Annotated in this window: 13 protein-coding genes and 5 pseudogenes; 8 read left to right on the top strand and 10 right to left on the bottom strand. The window is 70.1% G+C overall.

Annotated elements, in window-relative coordinates; translation table 11 throughout:
* Positions 1 to 45 precede the first annotated feature (45 nt).
* Positions 46 to 1,635, bottom strand: a complete 1,590-nt coding sequence (locus tag J8M51_RS24910) for an AMP-binding protein (RefSeq protein WP_086758180.1) — start codon at positions 1,633 to 1,635, stop codon at positions 46 to 48.
* Positions 1,632 to 3,311 carry an AMP-binding protein gene (locus tag J8M51_RS24905; RefSeq protein ID WP_086758181.1) on the bottom strand — a complete coding sequence of 560 codons (1,680 nt, stop codon included), beginning with the start codon at positions 3,309 to 3,311 and terminating at the stop codon, positions 1,632 to 1,634. Before J8M51_RS24905 ends, J8M51_RS24910 begins: the two co-directional genes overlap by 4 nt.
* A gap of 101 nt (positions 3,312 to 3,412) precedes the next feature.
* Here J8M51_RS24905 and J8M51_RS24900 point away from each other — a divergent pair, with 101 nt between their 5' ends.
* The 3 genes from J8M51_RS24900 (at position 3,413) to J8M51_RS24890 (ending at position 8,562) form a co-directional block, all read left to right on the top strand.
* Positions 3,413 to 4,294: a helix-turn-helix transcriptional regulator gene (locus tag J8M51_RS24900; protein WP_086758183.1), complete on the top strand. Its 882-nt coding sequence runs from the start codon at positions 3,413 to 3,415 to the stop codon at positions 4,292 to 4,294.
* A 279-nt stretch (positions 4,295 to 4,573) separates the two neighbouring features.
* Positions 4,574 to 7,432 carry a helix-turn-helix transcriptional regulator gene (locus J8M51_RS24895; RefSeq protein WP_086758185.1) on the top strand — a complete coding sequence of 953 codons (2,859 nt, stop codon included), beginning with the start codon at positions 4,574 to 4,576 and terminating at the stop codon, positions 7,430 to 7,432.
* 332 nt (positions 7,433 to 7,764) lie between these two features.
* Positions 7,765 to 8,562 (top strand): S1 family serine peptidase, encoded by a 798-nt coding sequence (locus J8M51_RS24890; protein ID WP_086758187.1) that lies wholly within the window; start codon positions 7,765 to 7,767, stop codon positions 8,560 to 8,562.
* Between the two features lie 118 nt (positions 8,563 to 8,680).
* On the opposite strand, the gene J8M51_RS24885 is transcribed toward J8M51_RS24890, so the two are convergent.
* Positions 8,681 to 9,793: a winged helix DNA-binding domain-containing protein gene (locus J8M51_RS24885; protein WP_216588736.1), complete on the bottom strand. Its 1,113-nt coding sequence runs from the start codon at positions 9,791 to 9,793 to the stop codon at positions 8,681 to 8,683.
* 247 nt (positions 9,794 to 10,040) lie between these two features.
* On the opposite strand from J8M51_RS24885, the gene J8M51_RS24880 reads away from it, so the two are divergent.
* The 3 genes and pseudogenes from J8M51_RS24880 (at position 10,041) to J8M51_RS24870 (ending at position 12,646) form a co-directional block, all read left to right on the top strand.
* The gene (locus tag J8M51_RS24880; protein ID WP_086758359.1) at positions 10,041 to 11,225 is read left to right on the top strand and encodes a magnesium and cobalt transport protein CorA; all 1,185 of its coding nucleotides are present in this window, start codon (positions 10,041 to 10,043) and stop codon (positions 11,223 to 11,225) included.
* 352 nt (positions 11,226 to 11,577) lie between these two features.
* Positions 11,578 to 11,969, top strand: a pseudogene (locus J8M51_RS24875) (hypothetical protein).
* A 5-nt stretch (positions 11,970 to 11,974) separates the two neighbouring features.
* Positions 11,975 to 12,646, top strand: a pseudogene (locus tag J8M51_RS24870) (nucleotidyl transferase AbiEii/AbiGii toxin family protein).
* Between the two features lie 350 nt (positions 12,647 to 12,996).
* Here J8M51_RS24870 and J8M51_RS24865 read toward each other — a convergent pair.
* Together J8M51_RS24865 and J8M51_RS24860 are read right to left on the bottom strand one after the other, a co-directional pair.
* On the bottom strand, positions 12,997 to 13,434 hold the full coding sequence (locus tag J8M51_RS24865; protein ID WP_143673270.1) for a hypothetical protein: 438 nt from the start codon (positions 13,432 to 13,434) through the stop codon (positions 12,997 to 12,999).
* Between the two features lie 253 nt (positions 13,435 to 13,687).
* Complete coding sequence (locus tag J8M51_RS24860; RefSeq protein ID WP_086758355.1) at positions 13,688 to 14,146, bottom strand: hypothetical protein; 459 nt, start codon at positions 14,144 to 14,146, stop codon at positions 13,688 to 13,690.
* Between the two features lie 156 nt (positions 14,147 to 14,302).
* Here J8M51_RS24860 and J8M51_RS46310 point away from each other — a divergent pair.
* Both J8M51_RS46310 and J8M51_RS24855 read left to right on the top strand, forming a co-directional pair.
* A pseudogene (locus tag J8M51_RS46310) lies at positions 14,303 to 14,455 on the top strand (ISAs1 family transposase); the annotation flags it as partial.
* 49 nt (positions 14,456 to 14,504) lie between these two features.
* Positions 14,505 to 15,476: an ISAs1 family transposase gene (locus J8M51_RS24855; protein ID WP_256965396.1), complete on the top strand. Its 972-nt coding sequence runs from the start codon at positions 14,505 to 14,507 to the stop codon at positions 15,474 to 15,476.
* Positions 15,477 to 15,563: 87 nt separating this feature from the next.
* Here the strand turns inward: J8M51_RS24855 and J8M51_RS24850 are convergent, their stop codons facing one another.
* The 5 genes and pseudogenes from J8M51_RS24850 to J8M51_RS24825 form a co-directional block, all read right to left on the bottom strand.
* On the bottom strand, positions 15,564 to 15,848 hold the full coding sequence (locus J8M51_RS24850) for a DUF7336 domain-containing protein (protein ID WP_086758353.1): 285 nt from the start codon (positions 15,846 to 15,848) through the stop codon (positions 15,564 to 15,566).
* A 456-nt stretch (positions 15,849 to 16,304) separates the two neighbouring features.
* A complete protein-coding gene (locus J8M51_RS24845; protein ID WP_086758350.1) occupies positions 16,305 to 16,703 on the bottom strand; it encodes a hypothetical protein in 399 nt (132 codons plus the stop codon).
* A pseudogene (locus J8M51_RS24840) lies at positions 16,700 to 17,218 on the bottom strand (transposase); the annotation flags it as partial. The pseudogene J8M51_RS24840 and the gene J8M51_RS24845, both read right to left, overlap by 4 nt.
* A 22-nt stretch (positions 17,219 to 17,240) precedes the next feature.
* Positions 17,241 to 18,325, bottom strand: a protein-coding gene (locus J8M51_RS46470) for an IS630 family transposase (RefSeq protein ID WP_434976793.1) whose coding sequence is annotated in 2 segments (ribosomal slippage) — positions 17,241 to 17,800 and positions 17,800 to 18,325 — 1,086 coding nt in all. Because the reading frame shifts where the segments join, the coding sequence is not laid out codon by codon here.
* Positions 18,326 to 18,386: 61 nt separating this feature from the next.
* Positions 18,387 to 18,692 (bottom strand): annotated as a pseudogene (locus J8M51_RS24825) (transposase); the annotation flags it as partial.
* Positions 18,693 to 18,848: the final 156 nt, after the last annotated feature.

Here is an 18,848-nt window from a genome sequence, read left to right as displayed (position 1 = left end):
CGCACGCGTGCGGTCAGCCCGCCGCGTACCGCTGCGCACGTGCGGTCATCCGGCCGCGTACCGCTCCCGCAGCTCGATCTTCCGCACCTTCCCCGACACCGTCATCGGGAAGGCGTCCAGCAGGCGCAGCGCGCTCGGGATCTTGTAGTGGGCCAGCCGGCCGTCGCAGTAGGCCCGCAGCTCCTCCAGGGTGAGCGGTTCGGCGGTCTCGTGCGGGATGACGCAGGCGAGGACCTCCTCGCCGTACCGCTCATGGGGCACGCCGACCACCTGGACGTCGGCGATCTTCGGATGGCCGTACAGGAACTCCTCGATCTCGCGCGGGTAGATGTTCTCGCCACCCCGGATGATCATGTCCTTGATACGGCCGACGATCTCGACGTATCCGTCCTCACGCATCACCGCCAGGTCCCCGGTGTGCATCCACCGTCCGGCGTCGACGGCCTCGGCGGTCTTCTGAGGCTCCTCCCAGTAGCCGAGCATCACGCTGTAGCCGCGGGTGCACAACTCCCCCGCCGTGCCGCGTGGTTGTGTCACCCCGGTCACCGGGTCGACGACCTTCACCTCGATGTGCGGGAGCACCCGGCCGACGGTGCCGGTGCGGTGCGCCAGGTCGTCGTCGCGGCGGGTCTGGGTGGAGACGGGCGAGGTCTCCGTCATGCCGTAGCAGATCGACACCTCGGTCATGTGCATCTCGGCGACCACCCGCTTCATCACCTCCACCGGGCAGGGCGAGCCCGCCATGATGCCGGTGCGCAGCGAGGAGAGGTCGTACGCGGCGAAGCCGGGGAGGTTCAGCTCCGCGATGAACATGGTCGGTACGCCGTACAGCGAGGTGCAGCGCTCCTGCTGGACGGCGTCCAGGGTGGCCTGCGGGTCGAAGGACGGGGCCGGGATGACGACACAGGCGCCGTGCGAGGTGGCGGCCAGATTGCCCATCACCATGCCGAAGCAGTGGTAGAAGGGCACCGGTACACAGATCCGGTCCTGCTCGGTGTAGGCGATCGACTCGCCCACGAAGTAACCGTTGTTGAGGATGTTGTGGTGGGAGAGGGTGGCCCCCTTGGGGAAGCCCGTGGTGCCCGAGGTGTACTGGATGTTGATGGGGTCGTCGCAGGACAGCTCCGGGTACGGCACCGGTGTGCCGCGCGCGACCAGCGCGTCCCAGCTCGGGTCGCCGATGTACACGGCCTCCCTCAACCGCGGGCAGCGGGACCGGACTTCCTCGACCATCGCCCGGTAGTCGCTCGACTTGTGGCTGAGCGAGGCGAAGAGCAGCGAGACACCGGCCTGGTCGAGGACGTACTCGACCTCGTGGGTGCGGTAGGCGGGGTTGATGTTCACCATGACCGCGCCGACGCGGGCGGTGGCGTACTGGACGAGCACCCACTCCGGGCAGTTGACCGCCCAGATGCCGACGCGGTCGCCCTTGCCGACCCCGCTCGCGAGCAGCGCGTACGCCAGCTCGTCCACGTCCGCGGCGAATCGGGCGTACGTCCAGCGCCGCCCCGACGGCACGTCGACGAGGGCCTCGCGGTCCGGCCAGGCGGCGACGGCCCGGTCCAGGTTGGCGCCGATGGTGTCGCCGAGCAGCGGGGTGTCGCCGATGCCGTGCGCGTAGGAGAGCCCGCTCATCGGAAGTCCTCCTCGCGGTACTCCGCGTCCGAGCCCGCGGCCGTGACCTCGCGCAGCTGGATACGGCGGATCTTGCCCGACACGGTCTTCGGGAGGTCGCCGAACTCCAGGCGGCGCAGGCGTTTGTAGGGCGCGAGGGCGGTCCGGGAGTGTTCGAAGAGCACCTTCGCGGTGTCCGGGCCGGGCTCCCAGCCCGCCGCCAGCACGATGTACGCCTTCGGCACGGCGAGCCGCAGCTCGTCCGGGGCGGGCACCACGGCCGCCTCGGCGACCGCCTCGTGCTCCAGCAGGACGCTCTCCAGCTCGAAGGGGCTGATCTTGTAGTCGCTGGACTTGAACACGTCGTCCGCGCGGCCCACATAGGTGAGGTAGCCGTCCTGATCGCGGGAGCCGATGTCACCGGTGCGGTAGTAGCCGCCGGCCATGGACTCGGCCGTACGGTCGGGGTCGCCGTGGTAGCCGGTCATCAGGCCGACGGGACGGTTGGAGAGGTCCAGGGCGATCTCGCCCTCGTCGGCGTCGGGGGCGCCGGTGACGGGGTCGAGGAGGACGACCTTGAAGCCGGGGCCGGGCCTGCCCATCGAGCCGGTCTTCAGCTTCTGGCCGGGGCTGTTGGAGACCTGGACGGCGGTCTCGGTCTGGCCGAAGCCGTCCCGGATGTCGACGCCCCAGGCCCGGCGCACCTGCTCGATGACCTCGGGGTTGAGGGGCTCCCCGGCGGCGACCACCTCCCGGGGCGGGGTGCGCAGCCGGGTCAGATCGGTCTGGATGAGCATCCGCCACACGGTGGGCGGGGCGCAGAAGGTGGTGACCCGCGCGCGTTCCATCTCCGTGAGCAGCCGGTCCGCGTCGAAGCGGGTGTAGTTGTGGATGAACACGGTCGCCTCCGCGTTCCACGGGGCGAAGAGATTGGACCAGGCGTGCTTGGCCCAACCGGGCGAGGAGATGTTGAGATGGACGTCGCCCGGCTTCAGGCCGATCCAGTACATGGTCGCCAAGTGCCCGATGGGATACGACACATGGGTGTGCTCGACCAGTTTGGGCCGGGCCGTCGTGCCCGAGGTGAAGTACAGCATCAGCGGGTCGCCGGCGTTGGTCGGGCCGTTCGGCTCGAAGCGGGCGGGGGCCGCGTAGGCCTCCTCGTACGGCCGCCAGCCGTCCACCGTGCCGCCGACCGTGGTGCGGGTGTAACGGCCGGGCACGTCCACGAACTTGGGCGCGTCCCCGGCCCGGGCGATCACATGCCGGACCCGGCCGCGCTCCACCCGGTCGCGCAGATCGGCGGGGCCGAGCAGCGGGGTCGCGGGGATGACGACGGCGCGCAGTTTCATCGCGGCGAGCGCGGTCTCCCACAACTCCGTCTGGTTGCCCAGCATGACGAGGATCCGGTCGTCGGCACGCACCCCCCGGTCCCGCAGCCGGTTGGCGACCCGGGACGAGCGCTCGGACATCTCGGCGAAGGAGATCCGGGTCTCGGTGCCGTCCTCCTCGACGATGTGCAGTGCCGTGCGGTCGTTCCCACGTGCGATCACGTCGAACCAGTCGAGCGCCCAGTTGAAGTACTCCGGGCGCGGCCAGGTGAACCCCTCGTAGGCCGTGGCGTAGTCCTCGCGGTGGGCCAGCAGGAAGTCCCGGGCGGCCCGGAACCCGTCCGTGGCGCTCGTCCTCGCCGACATGTGTCCTCCTCATTGCCGGACCGTTGCCTGACATCGTGTAATGCGTGATACACGTCTCACCACCCCCGAACGGGGGTGTGCCGCGCGGAAGGGGCGAGTTCATGGCAGGGGTTGCAGGGGATGCCGCTGATTCCGTCGGCCCGGCCGGCTCCGGCAGGGCCGACCTGCGGGGCGCGCTGCACCGGCTGCGCCGGGCCACCGGGCTGCCGCTCGCCTTCGCGGGGCTGGTCGAGCCGGGGCCCGGGCAACTGCGCATCAGTGAACTCCAGGGCAACCGCACCAGCGCGCTCCAGGGCCTCGCCGTGCACTCCGGGAACGGCCTCGGCGGCAAGACGGTGGCCCTGGCCCGCCCCTGCCGGGTGACCGATTACTCCGTGTCGGTCCAGATCAGCCACGAGTACGACGCCGCGGTCGCCGCCGAGGGCATCCGCTCCGTCCTCGCGGTCCCCGTCGTCGTACGCCGCCAGGTGCGCGGGGTGCTCTACGGCGCCCTGCGCACCGCGCAGCAGCTGGGCGACCGCACGGTCGGGGCGGCGCTGGAGGCGGCGCGGGACATGGAGCAGACCCTGGTGGTCCGGGACGAGGCGCAGGGTCTGCTGGCCGCCGCGCGGGGGCCCGAGGGGGGCTCGGCCGGAGCGTGGGAGGAGGTCCGGGAGGCGCACGGAGCGCTGCGCGCGCTCGCGCCGCGGATCGATGATCCCGAGCTGCGGGCGGAGCTGTTGCGGGTGTGCGGGCGCCTCGCCGGCGTGGCGGACGGGGAGAACACCGGGACGGAGAGTGCGCCCCGGGTCGCGCTCACTCCTCGTGAGACGGATGTGCTGGCCTGTGTCGCGACGGGTGCGACCAACGCGGTCGCCGGGGAGCGGCTGGGGCTGCGCCCCGAGACGGTGAAGGCGTATCTCCGCTCGGCCATGCGCAAGCTCGGGGCGCACACGCGGTGGGAGGGGGTGGTGGCCGCCCGCCGGGCCGGATTGCTGCCGTAGCGCCCCGCTGGGTTTCGCCGGGTTCGGCCGGGTCGCGCCGTAGGGGTGCCGGTGCGGTTCGGGCCGCGGGTCCGTCGTGGTTGCTCCCGCAGTTCCCCGCGCCCTTTACGGGACGCCCTACGGGGCACGGGGCCCTCGGGGGCATTCATGTAACCGGCATGTGAATTTTCCTATGCCGTACCCTTCCTGTTATTTCCCACAGCGGGCCTACGTTCCGAAATTCAAAGACTGGACGCCTAATATTGGCCCGGACACGACACTCGAGGGGAGCGGTGGCCCGTGCGACGGGAGTTCAAGGAGCCTGGGAGACCCCGCCCCGACCTGGTCATTGGCCGGGAGGAGCTGTTCGCGGGGGCCCGTGAGCAGTTGGCGCGGGGCGGCAGCGTGCTGGTGCACGGTTCCGCGGGTATCGGGAAATCGACCGTGCTGCGCGCCCTGGCCGCCGACCACGACGAATCGGCACGGACCGTGCTGCGCTGCTCGGCCACCGAGTCCGAGTCGCATCTGCCGTTCCTCGCGCTGACCGATCTGCTGGGCCTGGTCATGGACGAGGTCTCCGACCAGTTGCCCGCGCCGCAGCGCACCGCGCTGGAGTCGGCGCTCACCGGCCGTGGCGAGTCGACGCTCCAGCGCGACGGGCTGGCGCTGCGGCTGGCCGTGCTGTCGACCCTGCGCGCGCTGGCCGCCAAGGGCCCGGTGCTGATCGTCGCGGACGACCTCCAGTGGCTGGATCCGGCCAGTGTCGAGCTGCTCGGGTTCGCCGCGCGGCGGCTCGGCGAGATGCCGGTGCGCATGCTGTGCGCCGTACGCACGTCCACGGACCCCCACGGTCACGAGCAGGACAGGTATCTACGCGCGTCCCCGCCGGACACCCTCGCCCTGCGGGTCGCCCCGCTGTCCCGGACGCATGTCGCGGAGCTGCTGGAGAACCGCGGCTACACGGGTCTGCCGCGCTCGACCGTGCGGGACATCCACCGCACCAGCGGCGGCAACCCGCTGTTCGCGCTGGAGCTGGGCCGGGCCCTCGCCGACAGCCCGACGCCGCCGCGCCCGGGCGAGCCGCTGCCCGTGCCGACCTCACTGCGGACCCTGGTTCTGAACCGGCTGGACATGCTCCCGGCCGAGGCCCGCCGCACCCTGCTGGTGGCGAGCGCCGGAGCCCGGCCCACGGTGGCGCTGCTGCGCGCGGCCGGGCGGGAGAACGCCGAGGCGGAGACCGCGCGGGCCGCGGAGCTGGGGCTGCTCGCACCGGAGCGGGAGGGGCCCGGCGTGCGGTTCGCGCACCCGTTGGTGTCGGCCGCGCTGTACGCCGAGGCGACGGCCCAGGAGCGGCGGGCCGCCCACGCGGCGCTGTCCACGGCCGCCGTCGACCCCATCGAGCGGGCCCGGCATCTGGCGCTGGCCACCCACGGCACCGATCCGCAGGTCGCCGGTCAGCTGGGCGAGGCCGCCGCCGTGGCCCGGGACCGGGGCGCGCCCTCGGTCGCCGCCGAGCTGGGGCTGCTGTCGGCCCGGCACACCCCGGCCGACGCGGTGCCGGGCCCGGACGAGCGGCGGCTGCAGGCGGCCGAGGACGCGATCACGGCAGGGGAGAACGACCTCGGCCGGGACATCGCCCGCGACGTGCTCAGCCGGGCGACCGAGCCCACCGACCGGGTCCGTGCCTGGATGGTGGTGATCGACTCGGCCGGGCAGTCGCTCGCGGAGGTCGACGCCGTCTATCCGCAGGTCCTCGCCGACGCCGGCGACGATCCGCGGCTGCTCGGCCTGGTCCGCTACCAGCTGGCCTGGCGGGCGCTGGTCCTGGAGGGCGACTTCGCGCAGAGCCGGGACGAGGCCGCGCGCGCGGCGGAGCTGGCGGGACGCGCCGAGGACCGGCGCACCGAGCTGCTCGCGCTCGCCTTCCAGGCGCAGACCGAGATGCTGATGGGCCACCCGGACGCGCCCATGACGATCAAACGGGCGCTGAAGGAGCCGCAGGACCCGCAGCTCGCCTGCCATCACAACGGGGCGGGCGCGACCCGCTTCCGCTGGCTGCTGATGAGCGACCAGCTCGGCGAGGCCCGCGCCACCATCACCTCGCTGCTGCGCGAGGTGCGCCGGCGCGGCATGGTCGAGAGCGAGGTGCACTATGTGCGCTTCCTCGCCGAGACCGAGCTGCGCTCCGGGCACTGCGGCCGGGCCCTCGACCTGGCCCGCGAGGGCTATGTCCTGGCCCGGGACTCCGGTATCGGCGAGGGCGCGTCCGCCATGCTCACCTCGCTCGCGGAGGCCGCCGGCGGTGACGTCGAACGGGCCCAGGCGCTCGCCCGCGAGGCCGCCGAGCGCGCCGAGCAGGACGGCGACCTGATGTACCTCTCCCGCGCCCTGGGTGCCCTCGGACACGCCCGGCTGGTGGCGGGGGACGCGCCGGGAACCGTCCAGTCCCTGCGCCGGGTACGGGAGTTGGAAGACGGGCTGGGCGTCAACGACCCGGCGCGCGGGCGCTGGCACGGCGATCTCGCCGAAGCCCTCGTCCGGGTGGGCGAGTTGGCCGAGGCGCAGGACGTCATCGACGTCACCCGGCAGCAGGCGCTGCGGCTCGGACGGGAGAGCGTGCTCGCCGTGCTCGACCGCGCCGAGGCGCTGGTGCGGGCGGCGCGGGGTGAACAGGACGCCGCCGTACGGCAGTTGACATCGGCCCAGGACCGGCTCGCCAAGCTGGGCTACGGGCTGGAGGAGGCGCGGGCCGCGTATGTGCTGGCGGGGCTGCGCACCCTCCCGCAGCCGCCGGGTCTCGCCCGGCCGGCGGGGACGCCGATGTCCGGGCCCGGCTCGTACGACGAGGCGTCCCGGCTGTTCCGCCGCTGCCGTGCCCTGCCCTGGCTGCGACAGGTGGAGGAGGCGTCGGTCGCCCCGGCACCGCCGCAGCCGCCCGTGATCGCCCCGTCGGCGCTGGACGCCCTCGCCGCGCTCGCGGCGACGGAACGCCAGGTCGCGGAGCTGGTCATGGAGGGCGCGACCAACCGGGAGATCGCCGGCCGGCTGTACATCAGCGTGAAGACGGTCGAGGCGACACTCACGCGGGTCTACCGGAAGCTGGGCATCCGGTCGCGTGTGGACATCGTGCGACTGGCGGCGGGACACCGTACGAACTGACCTCCCCGGGACCGGCTGACGAGCCCCTCCAGGGGACAGGTGCGCGCAGCGAGCTTGGGGGGACGGGTGCGCGCAGCGACCTTGCGGCTCCAGCCTAGGCTCAAACCCCGGCCGGGGTCATCGAGGGTTTTCCCTCCCCAACTCCCCTAGGGGGATCCCCCCTTGGGAGGGGATCACTCCGGCTCATATTTTTTGTGCCGTGCCGCACGCCAGGGCACACAGACCGGCCCGCCGTCCCCGCCCGGCTCCCCCGGGCGGGGACGGTACCGCCGGCTCTGTGCACCTCCCCCCACCCGCGCGTCCCCCACCGGCAACCCCCCATGAGGAGAACCATGTTCGGGTTCCACCGCGCCAAGAAGTCGATGATCGCAGCCGCGGCCACCGCCGCCGGCGCCGCCGCCGCGCTGCTCACCGCCCCCGGCGCCGTCGCCGCTCCCCAGCCCATCGTCGGCGGTACGACCACCACCGCGAGCGCGTACCCGTACGTCATGCAGATCACCAACGCCTCGCAGAGCCAGTTCTGTGGCGGCACCCTCGTCTCGCCCACCAAGGTGATCACCGCCGCCCACTGCGTGGAAGGCAGAACGACCTCCAACACCCGCGTCGTCGGCGGCCGCACCTACCGCAACGGCACGAACGGCACCGTCAGCACGCTCAGCAAGATCTGGATCCACCCGAGCTACAACAGCTCCACCATGACCAGCGACGTGGCCGTGCTCACCCTCGCCGTCGCGCAGCCGTACACCACGGCGTCCTATGTCTCCGCCTCGCAGACGGGCGTCTACGCGGCCGGCACCACCGCCCGCATCATCGGCTGGGGCACGACCTCCTCGGGCGGCTCCTCCTCCAACCAGCTGCGCACCGCGACCGTGCCGACCGTGGCCGACTCGGTGTGCGGCAGCTCCAGCTCCTACGGCTCGGAGTTCGTCGCCAGCTCCATGGTCTGCGCCGGATTCACCTCCGGCGGCGTCGACACCTGCCAGGGCGACAGCGGCGGTCCCCTGATGATCGGGGGCGTCCTGGCAGGCATAGTTTCCTGGGGTTACGGCTGCGCCGACGCGCAGTACCCCGGCATCTACACCCGGCTGACCACCTTCTCCAACACGGTGGCCGCGCAGATCGCCTCGTAGTCGAGGACCGGCCGGCCGGCCCATGAGCTCCTGAGGCAGTGCCTCAGGAACACACAGGGGGCGCCGCGAACCTGCCACGAGCGGTTCGCGGCGCCCCCTCTCCACATGTGACGCCGTCTCAGCCGGCCACGGTGCCGAAGCGCATGTCGTACGGGCCGTCCTCGTCGCCGTGCAGGACGGTGAGCATGCGATCCGCCTCCGCGACGAGACCGGACCGCTGTTCCTTGGTGAGGCGGCCGAAGGGTTCGAGGGTGAGCACACCGCCGTCGAGCTTCCAGATTCCGGCGAGGAACCCGTCGACGAGGAAGGTCCGGTGGGCCTGGTTCCCCTGCCAGGTACGGCCCTTGAGGTCGGCCGGGACGACGCGTGAGCGGTCCGCGTGGGAGAGGAGCAGATTGTCGAACTCGGGGAGCAGCCGGGGCGGGGCGGGGGTCTCCGGGTCGGGGCGGGGCGCGTCCGGCAGGTCGAAGAGTTCGGTGCCGCGCTCGTCCTGGAAGGTGACCAGCTCGGGGCGCAGCCGCTCGAACACCTCGCGCAGCCGGGTCAGTCCGGCCCAGGTCTGCATGTCCCTCACGGAGGCGGGACCGAACGCGGCGAGATAGCGCCGGACGACGCTCTCGGGCGTCGGAGCCTCCTGCGCGGACCGCCCCAGCCAGTGCTCCGCCGTGGTCAGCGCGACCTGGCCGCTCCTGCCCCACAGGCCGCGCGGGGTGACCTGGACCAGCGGCAGCCGGCAGCGCGCGGCGACCCCTAGTGCCTGCGGGTCGGCGTCGGGCCACTCCACGAGCAGGGCCTCGCGCAACTGCTTCAGGGTGCGCGGCTCCTCCTCGACGAGTTCCCGCGCGATCACCGAGAGCCGGTCGAGATCGACCCCGGCGAGCCCCTTGTGGAACAGCTGCAGCTCCCGCTCCCGGGCCGGCTGCACCAACGGCCGCAGGGCCAGGCAGTCCTCGGCGGTGTGCGTGTGGATCGTGGACCGCATGGTGACGATACGGACGACCTCGCGATCGGCCATGAGCGCCGACAACTCCTCGGGCGCGAACCCCTCCAGCCGGGCGGTGAGCGCGTAGTAGGGCGGCCGGACGTTCTGCGCCTGCAGTCCGAGGAGATGGGTGATCGCGGCGCGGGCGGACAGGGGTGCCCGGTGCAGGAGGTGCTGACGGGCCAGGGTCGCGCGGTTGAGCGCACGGGTGCTGAGCCGGTGGGCGGTCTGGGGCGCCTTGTTCGTCATACGGTGCACGGTAGCGAGAGTTGCGGACAGCTTTCGTCCTCGACGCCGTCCTCGACGGTCCTGATTCCGTCCGCGTCTCCCCCGCCCTTCCCGCGCTGTTTGCCCCGTATATCCTGCTCGGTGATCACACAGTCGTACGTTGTACGCGTCAGTCGTACGCGCGAAGGCGCACGCACTGGTCATACGCACTGGTCGTACGCACTGGTCGTACACACTCGTTGCACGCGTTACTCGGGAGGCATCCGCGATGGCCGATCGACGCGCCCGCCCGGCCGCGAAGAGCACCGACCCGGCCCCGAAGGGCGGCCGGAAGTCCGGCTGGCGCCGCGCCCTGCCCCCTCCGCCGGCACCGCCGGCCGGGCCGCGGCGACCGCCCCCGGACGCGACACCGGCGGCCACGGCCGAGCGGGCGGCCAGTGTGGTGGAGGCCGCGCTGTACCAGGACGGCGTACGCGTCTCCTCCCCCGCCACGCTCGCGGACACCTACCGCGAACTGCGGGAGGAACCGGCCGACATGGCATGGATCGGCCTGGCCCGCCCGACCGAGGGTGAACTGCTCTCCCTGGCCGCCGAGTTCGACCTGCACCCGCTCGCCGTCGAGGACGCGATGGAGGCGCATCAACGCCCCAAGCTGGAGCGGTACGGCGACACCCTGTTCGTCGTCCTGCGCGCCGCCCGCTATCTCGACGCGTCCGAGGAGGTCGACTTCGGCGAGCTGCATGTGTTCGTGGGCCCGGACTTCGTGATCACGGTCCGGCACAGCGCGGCACCCGACCTGTCGGCGGTCCGGCGCCGGATGGAGGAGACACCGGAGCTGCTGAAGCTCGGCCCGGAGGCGGTGCTCTACGCGATCCTCGACACCGTGGTGGACGGCTACGCGCCCGTGGTCGCCGGCGTCCAGAACGACGTCGACGAGATCGAGACGGAGGTCTTCCGCGGCGACCCGGAGGTCTCCCGCCGCATCTACGAACTCTCCCGCGAAATGGTCGAGTTCCAGCGCGCCACCCGCCCCCTGGTCGGCATGCTCCACGGCCTCATGGCCGGCTTCACCAAGTACGGGACGGACGAGGAACTCCAGCGCTACCTCCGCGATGTCGCCGACCACGTCACCCACACCAGCGAACGCGTCGACGGCTTCCGCCAGGCCCTCACCGAGATCCTCACGGTCAACGCCACCCTGGTCACCCAGCAACAGAACGCGGAGATGCGGGCCTTGGCCGAGGCGGGCTTCGAACAGAACGAGGAGATCAAGAAGATCTCGTCGTGGGCGGCGATCCTGTTTGCTCCCACGCTGGTCGGCACCATCTACGGCATGAACTTCGAGCACATGCCTGAGTTGGGCTGGAGCTTCGGATACCCCTTCGCGATCGGCCTCATGGGGATTGTTTGTGCCAGCTTGTACGTGATTTTCAAGCGGCGGGACTGGCTCTGAGCCCCTCTTGCGGGGCTCAGTTCTTGTGCGGCCTTTGCTCTCGCACCGGTCACGGATCGGGCCAGAATCGGCTCTGGGGAGTCCCTGGGGAGAAGTGATGCGGGTGATCTCGTCTACCTGCCTCCGCTACGCCTCTGACCAGCACTTTACCCTCCAGTAGCCGCTGGGGAGAATCCGGGGAGAATCAGCCGCCGTCACGGACCCTGCGCCGGCGACTCCATCCCTGTCCCATGCCCCGCAAAGCCTGCCGCCGAGCGCCGTTGCCACCGCGTACAACGGACATAGACAGTGACATTGACTTCTTGGTTGAAGCCACCAGCCCTCGACCCTGTGCGGCCGCCATAATGGAGGCATGGCCTCCAACCCGCAGCACACCGGACCCGGGCCGAGGAACCTCTCTGGCGCGGACGCCGAGGACCTCGCGCTGTACCGGGAAAAGTTCCGGCGCCGTCTACCGGAGTCACTGGACGAGTGCACGGACCGACCCACGGCGTCGTGGAGCTGCCGCTGCACCTGGCCTGGTCCAGGATGACCTCATACGACCTGGGCAAACCTCGCCAGCGCATGGGCCTGTACCGCACGGTCCTGCACGAGGGCCTACTCGACGACCTGCCCCGCTACCTCAACCGGGATCTGCTGCTCCAGCTGTGGCCCGTGCTGCGCACCCTCGTCGGTCGCACCGTGCGCACTGTGTGGGAGGACGCCTTCCCCGAGCTCGCCTCCCGGCCCCGGGCAGCCGCGTGACGGACATGCCGGAGCTGCACACGCGGCTCCTGGCGGATGTGATCTCCCTTGGCTCGCCGTATCCCCTGGTCCTCACCGGCGGGTACGCGGTGCGGGCGCACCGCCTAGTGAACCGCCCCAGCCAGGACCTGGATGTCGCCACCGAGAGCCCTGCGCCCATGGCCGACATCGCGGCAGCGCTCTGCAGCGGTCTATCGGCCCGGGGCTGGATGGTGCAGGCGCTGGAAACTGCCCCGCTGTCTGCTCGCTTCAGCGTGACGGACCCCGCTACCGGGCATGAGTGCGAAGTCGACATCCTCAAAGAGAACTTCTGGCGGCCCGTCGCCCAGAGCCCGTACGGGCCTGTCCTCGCCGAGGAAGACGTGGTCGAGACCAAGGTCCGTGCCCTCGCCGACCGCGGAGCACCCCCGCGACCTGATCGACGTGTTCGCCGCCTCCCGCCGCTGGGCGAACGCCGAGCTCGAGGAGCTCGGCCGCCGCCACGCCCGCGGCCGCTTCGAGCGCGAGGGCCTCCGAGCGAACCTCACCGGTGCCGAGTGGACCGACGACGAAGCCTTCACCGCTTACGGCCTCGACGAAGCCACCGTCGCCGCTCTCCCCGTGCCTGGGCCGTGGAATGGGCCGACGACCTCGCGAGCCGCCTCCTCGAAGAGCTCGGTGACACCGACATCGACTGAACACAGCCAGGCGAGACCGCATCTGTCAGGCAGCGAGCGTGCAAGCAGCACACGTGACGACACAGGACCCGGGGCGCCGACCTTGCACAACGACCCTTCTGAGGCCCCTGATCAGCACGGAGAGTAGCGAACTTCCCTTGTAGAACGCCGAAACGGATTGGGCACAGCAGACCGCTGTGCGCGTCCGTTTTGTGAGTCGTGTGGAGCGAACGTCTACGCGGCCATTGCAGGTTGGCCGAGCAGAGCGTCGATGGCCCCGCGCCCCTTGTCATGGGCCTCCGACATGAAGTGGGCTTAACAGTCCGGGGAGATCGTCGGGCTCGAATGGCCGAGCCGGCGGGCCAGGGTGACTACGGACTCGCCCGCTTCGGGGATGACCGAGGCGTACGTGTGCCGGAGCACGTGGAAGCCATCCCTGCGAGACGCCTTCCACCGCTCGTCCTTCTTCCGCATGGGGATGCCGCCAGGGCCGGCTTCCACACCTCGACATTGAAGATGTTCACGCGAAGGGCGTTGCCGTACGTCGTGGTGATGACGAGCGGGAACTTCTTCGCCTCCCGCTCGGGCTCCGGGCCACCCCACGGCAGCTCCACCTCGACCGCCCAGTACTCCATGAAGTACTGGTCCAGGGCCGCCGCGACCGACGGAGTCATGTCGACGACGCGGGTCTTGCCGGTTGAGGTCTGATGCAACTCGGTCAGCGGCACTTGGCGCTGCCGGTCCCAGACACCGGCCTCGTTCCAGTCCCGCAGCCAACGCCAGCAGATCGCCCCCAAGGATTCAGACATTTCGCAACCGTTGACCGTCCAGCGCGCCTCGAGCTCCTTGGCACGGTCCGCGAGACGTAGAACACCGATGGACTCATGGGGATATCCGCCAGGGCCTCGGTTGGTTTCAGGCGGGTGGACGGGGCAATCGAGACAGACTGACCGGCGATCGCGGCCCACGTGCCGATCGCAACCGGCGCGAAGCCTCCTCGTTCAACGCAGTTTGAAAAGAGTCGAACATTCCTGGTTCCGTACCTGCCCCGGCTCGGCCCGGTCATCCCAACAGGAGTGCCGAGATGGCGTTCCGTAGCTGGCCGAGTTGCAGGGACGGCGGAACGTGCTGCTGGAACGGTAAGGCCCAGCGGCCTGCGGGCGCGTCGTCGGCCAGATGCGTAGTGAACAGGCGCAGCTGCGGACCGGGAGTGAGGCCTAGTTCGCGCGGTAGGCGGTGATGGGTGAGCAGGAGAGCAGAGACGCCGGTGGTGCCGGCGGTCTTCAGCGCTCGCGCCACATCGGGGGCGTCGAGGGTACGCGTGGTCCACAGAGCCAGGAGGTCCGCGGGCCTGGCGATGGGCACGGCCTGTGACGGCCGGTCGAAGGTCACCAGGTGCGGATGGCGGCCGTATCGCCAAAACTCGGCCGTGATGACATGGGCCGCTGCCCGGAGCAGCCCCTCGACCGGCCCGAACGTCGGCGGGCTGATGTCGAGGACCAGGGTTACCTCTCCCGGCAAGCGAACTCGCCTACTACCTCGCCTACCAGGGCTTCGGCGTAGTCGCGTGATGCCCGGTTCATGATGATCTGCCAGTTCGGCAGTGCCCTGGAACGTGACAGGCACGGCTTCCAAGATCATGGAGTTCTCTACGCCCCGTGATCCGAGTGGAAGACCGTGCCTGCCGACGCATCATCGCTGATCCCGCCTGCCCTTGACCAGCTCCGCGAGCATCCCGAGGTCGTATCCGCCAAGGTCCCGCGCCTCCTGGAGCGGCTGGCCGAGGTGCCCGACCCGCGAGACCCACGCGGCGTACGGCACGCTCTGGTTGCCGTGCTCGCGCTGACCGCATGCGCGGTTGTGGCGGGGGGCGACCTATGTGCTGGCAGTTGGCGAGTGGATCGCCGACGCCCCGCCACACATCCTGGAACGCCTCGGCATACGCCTCGACCCCCTGTTCCCGAAACGGCTCCTGCCTGCGGAAACGACGGTCCGGCGGCTACTGGCCCGCATCGACGGCGACGCGCTGGACCGGGCGGTCGGACACTGGCTCGCCGACCGCCCCCCGAAATCGACCGGGCTGCGCGGCCTCGCAATCGACGGCAAAAGCCTGCGCGGCGCAGCCAGAGCGACAGGTCGCAAGATCCACCTCCACGCCGCACTCGACCACACCACCGACCTGGTCCTGGCCCAGCTGGACGTCGGCGAGAAGACCAACGAGATCACCTGCTTCCAGCCGCTGCTGGACACCGTCGCCGACCTGACAGGAACCGCCGTCACCAGCGACGCCATGCACACCCAGCGCGAGCACGCCAACTACCTCCTCGGCCGTAGCGCCCACTACATCGTGATCGTCAAGGGCAACCAGAAGAAGCTGCGCCGCCAGCTCAAGTCCCTTCCCTGGAAAGACATCCCGCTTCAGGGACGCGCCCGGAGCAGCGGCCACGGCCGCTCGGAGATCCGCCGGATCAAGGCCGCCACCGTCAACAGCCTCCTCTTCCCCGGAGCCCGTCAGGCCGTCCAGATCAAGCGCCGCCGCACCGACCGCAAGACCGGCAGGACCACCGTCAAGACGGTCTACGCCGTCACCAGCCTGACCGCCGAGCAGGCCACCGCGGCCCAACTCGTCCGCGACCACTGGAAGATCGAGGCCCTGCACCACGTCCGCGACACCACCTTCGCCGAGGACGCCTCCCAGCTCCGGACCGGCAACGCGCCCCGCGCGATGGCCACCTGGCGCAACCTCGCCATCGGAGCCCTCCGCACGACCGGAGTGAAGAACATCGCGGCTGGCCTCCGCCGCAACGCCCGCGACCCTCGCAGCCCCCTCGCACTCCTCGGCTTCGGATGATCACGAACGAACGTCATGCAACTACGCCGAAGCCCTGGGGCTTACGTGACCACGGAACGACACCCCACCGGGACTCTGCCCAACGGCCTACTCGCCCGGCGGAACTCGAACGAAGCCCTCGGCCCAATGGTCCTCATCGACCTCATAGGCGTCGAAGTGGAAGCACTCCGGTTCATCACGGAAGCCTGGTAGCAGTCGAGCCTGACGCACACGCTCTTCAACCCGTTCGAGGGTTGAGTAGATACCGAGCAGCTTCACGTCGTCACCGTCCGCCTCGTCGCAGAACACGCCGCTCTCATCGACGTGCACTGTCGAGCCGTCGTCGCCAGCTTCGTTCTGGTGGCCGACATGCCACAGCGGATACACGATCACGGACGCGAAGCTATCAGCAGGCGAGTTCGCGGGGTCTGCGATGTCCGGCGCCCCTCACCTCCTGGGACCCCACGAACACAAACCGGGCATCACGCGACTTCGCCGAAGCCCTGCCTCGCCTACGCACCCGTCAGCGTCGAGATCGCCGAACTGGCCCGCGTTGCCGGCTCCCACTGGGCCATCGAGGAGTGCATCCAGGCCGATCTCCTTCGAGGCTTCGACACTTCGAAGATCAGCCGGTGGCCGTTCGTCTATGCGGGCCTCACTCTGAAGCCGGAGCAAACCCCGGGTTCAGGTCGAACCCGTACACCACTTCCCAGGACGCAACCCTGCCACTACCGAAGAAGAACCAACTCAGGACACGATTTCTAACTGAAGTACTAAGTGGGTGGTTCGTGAGCTGATGTCGGTTTCCGGCTAAGGTCGGAGCAAGGTCGCTGGTGGAGGTTCCGTCGGCTATTGCTTCCTGGCGAAGTTGCCGGTGTCGGCCTCGGTGAGGATGCCGAGTTTGACCAGGCGTTTCAGCTTGGCGCGGGTGCCTTCGACGTTCTTCGGCAGCAGTTCATGGCCGAGGGCTTCGCAGACGTCCTTGGCCCGTAGCGGCCCGGTCGCGTGGTTGAAGGCGGCGAGGATGCGGGGGTAGTCCGGGTGCTCGGGCAGGTCCGGTGTGTGGGCCGGGAGCCGGTCGGCGAGGCCGGTGACGATTGTGCGGGTGATCGCGAGGTGCTCCAGATGGGTCTTGGCCTCCCGCAGCCGGGTCTGCAGGTCGTCGATCTGTGCACGGAGGTCGTCGGCCAGGGCCCGGGCGGCATCTGCCTGGAGGTCCAGGGCGTCGAGCAGGGGCCGGAGGTTCACGCTGCCACCGCCTGCGCCTCGCGCCAGGTGGGGGCGTTCGCGCCGGTGAGGCGCCGGGTCATGACGTGGGTCATCGCCCAGTAGACGCGGGAGGCCGAGGAGGAGGGGCGGTGCTCGTAGTCACGGACCAGGCGCCGGTGCAGTATCAGGATCCCGTAGGTCTGCTCAACCCTCCACCGCTTCGGCTGCGGCACGAACTCCTTGACCTGCAGGTTGCGTTCGACGATCTCGACGTCGATCCCCCGGTCGGCGCCGTGCGCGACGACCTGATTCTTGAAGGCCTGGTCGACCAGGGCTTTGCGGACGCTTCCGCCGGCGTGCTCGGCGACCTGGTCCAGCAGGGCGATGCCCGCGGCGTTGTCGTGAGCGTTCGCGGCAAGGACGACGACCGCGATGACCAGGCCGAGGACGTCCACAGCAAGACCCCGCTTGCGGCCGGGCACCCGCTTGACCGGGTCGTGGCCGCTCGTTGAGGCGGGGACCCCGGCGGCCACGTGGACACTCTGGGTGTCCACGTGGCCGCCGGGGTCGGGTCCTCTACTGAGCTTGCTGTCGTGTTGTCGTGAGGGTGAGGCCTGTTCCGGCGAGGCAGCCGTCGATGACGTTGGTGCGGTACTGGATCTGGCGGAGACCCTTCCTGAGGTTGTGCATCAGGTGGTCGGGGTCGGTGAAAGCCGTGTTGGACTGGCTGCTGCGCCGCAGCAGGGACCAGACGCCCTCCACGGGATTGAGGTGAGGTGAGTAGGCCGGCAGGAAATGGCAGGTGACCCAGTCGTGGGAGTCGATGAACTCCCGGAGCCTGGAGTCCTTGTGCACGTTCAGGTTGTCCCAGACGATCACGATCGGTGCGCCGAGCTGCTGGTGGGCGTCGATCAGCAGGTCGCGGTACTCGGTCCAGGTGAAGCTGCGTCTGCCGCCCTGTCTGTGGTCGGCATGCCGCTTGGGCCTGAAGATCAGGCGGGAGCGTTCGCCTGGCTTGTAGCAGGCCAGGGCGGCGATGGAGAACCGGCGCTGGGAACGTCCTCGCACCCGGATGACCGGGGTGTGACCGCGTCGGGCCCATGTGCGCGTCGTGGGCGGCGTCATCGAGAACCCGGCTTCGTCTTCGAAGCAGACCCAGGCGTTGAGCGCCGCCGCGGTGTTTCCAGCCGGTGCCAGGTCTCCTTCACCCAGCCGCTGACCGCTTCCTCGTCCCGCTCGACCGCTCGCCGGGCCGGGACCTGGTGGCTGAAGCCGTGCCGGTGCAGCATCTGCGCGATGGCCGAGAGCGTCATGCTCTTGTGGAACCGGCGTCCGATCAGGGTCTTGATCCGCGACAGCGTCCAGGTCTGATCCGGCCAGCCGTGTGCCACCGGCCCCCGTGCCAGTTCCTCCTCCAGCACCACGAACAGAGCCTCGCTCAACTTGGGTTTGGACACCGGACCTTTCGGTGCCAGAGCACGCTCGCCACCCTCTTCCCAGGCCCGGCGCCACCGCTGCACCGACCGCACGCTGACACGTAACTTCCTGGCGACCGCAGCACTGCCGTGCCCAGCCACGAACAACTCGGCCGCCCACAACCGGATGTGCTCACGAAACGCCTGCCGCTCCGCAGTCAGGCCGCCCCCTTGCGGATACCTCATACAACCGGCCTACCGCCGAAATCCCCACCCGTCAGCCACGACATCACGCCAACAAAGTCAGTAACCGCCGTGCGCGTTCCCGGACCTGGCAGCGCAGGAGCTCATGGATGACCTGGTCGGTCCCATCGTCCCGCCAGGCGGCGAAGTAGTAGGTCGCGCTCTTCTGTGGCAGGTCGTGCGGGAGGCAGGCCCACTGGCAGCCGGTCCGCCCCTGGTAGAGGATCGAGTTGACGATCTCCCGCATGTCGTAGGCGCCCTGGTGGCCGCTGACCGAGCGGTGTCGGTTCTTCTACGCGGTGATCACCGGCTCGATCAACGACCACTGCTCGTCCGTTAAGTCACTCGGGTACGGCTTGCGTTCACTCACCCGGTCACATCACCAGATCAACAACCGCGGACCGGTAGATTCCGCCCCGCCGCCACACCATCAGGCGACAGCACATCACCTCAAAGACTCACGAACCGCCCACTAAGACTTCGCCGACCCGACCAAACAGGCATCGGCACCATCCCTTACGTCCGC

Source organism: Streptomyces griseiscabiei (genome assembly GCF_020010925.1).
In the GTDB taxonomy this organism is placed as follows: domain Bacteria; phylum Actinomycetota; class Actinomycetes; order Streptomycetales; family Streptomycetaceae; genus Streptomyces; species Streptomyces griseiscabiei.
The sequence above is the reverse complement of the archived record's forward strand: the minus strand, read 5'-3'. Positions and strand labels throughout refer to the sequence as shown.

Excerpts from the sequence above, each read along its gene's own strand:
- J8M51_RS24880 (WP_086758359.1), top strand. The coding sequence starts at position 10,041 with ATGGCCGATCGACGCGCCCGCCCGGCCGCGAAGAGCACCGACCCGGCC.
- J8M51_RS24905 (WP_086758181.1), bottom strand. The coding sequence starts at position 3,311 with ATGTCGGCGAGGACGAGCGCCACGGACGGGTTCCGGGCCGCCCGGGAC.
- J8M51_RS24910 (WP_086758180.1), bottom strand. The coding sequence starts at position 1,635 with ATGAGCGGGCTCTCCTACGCGCACGGCATCGGCGACACCCCGCTGCTC.
- J8M51_RS24865 (WP_143673270.1), bottom strand. The coding sequence starts at position 13,434 with ATGTCTGAATCCTTGGGGGCGATCTGCTGGCGTTGGCTGCGGGACTGG.
- J8M51_RS24900 (WP_086758183.1), top strand. The coding sequence starts at position 3,413 with ATGGCAGGGGTTGCAGGGGATGCCGCTGATTCCGTCGGCCCGGCCGGC.
- J8M51_RS24885 (WP_216588736.1), bottom strand. The coding sequence starts at position 9,793 with ATGACGAACAAGGCGCCCCAGACCGCCCACCGGCTCAGCACCCGTGCG.
- J8M51_RS24890 (WP_086758187.1), top strand. The coding sequence starts at position 7,765 with ATGTTCGGGTTCCACCGCGCCAAGAAGTCGATGATCGCAGCCGCGGCC.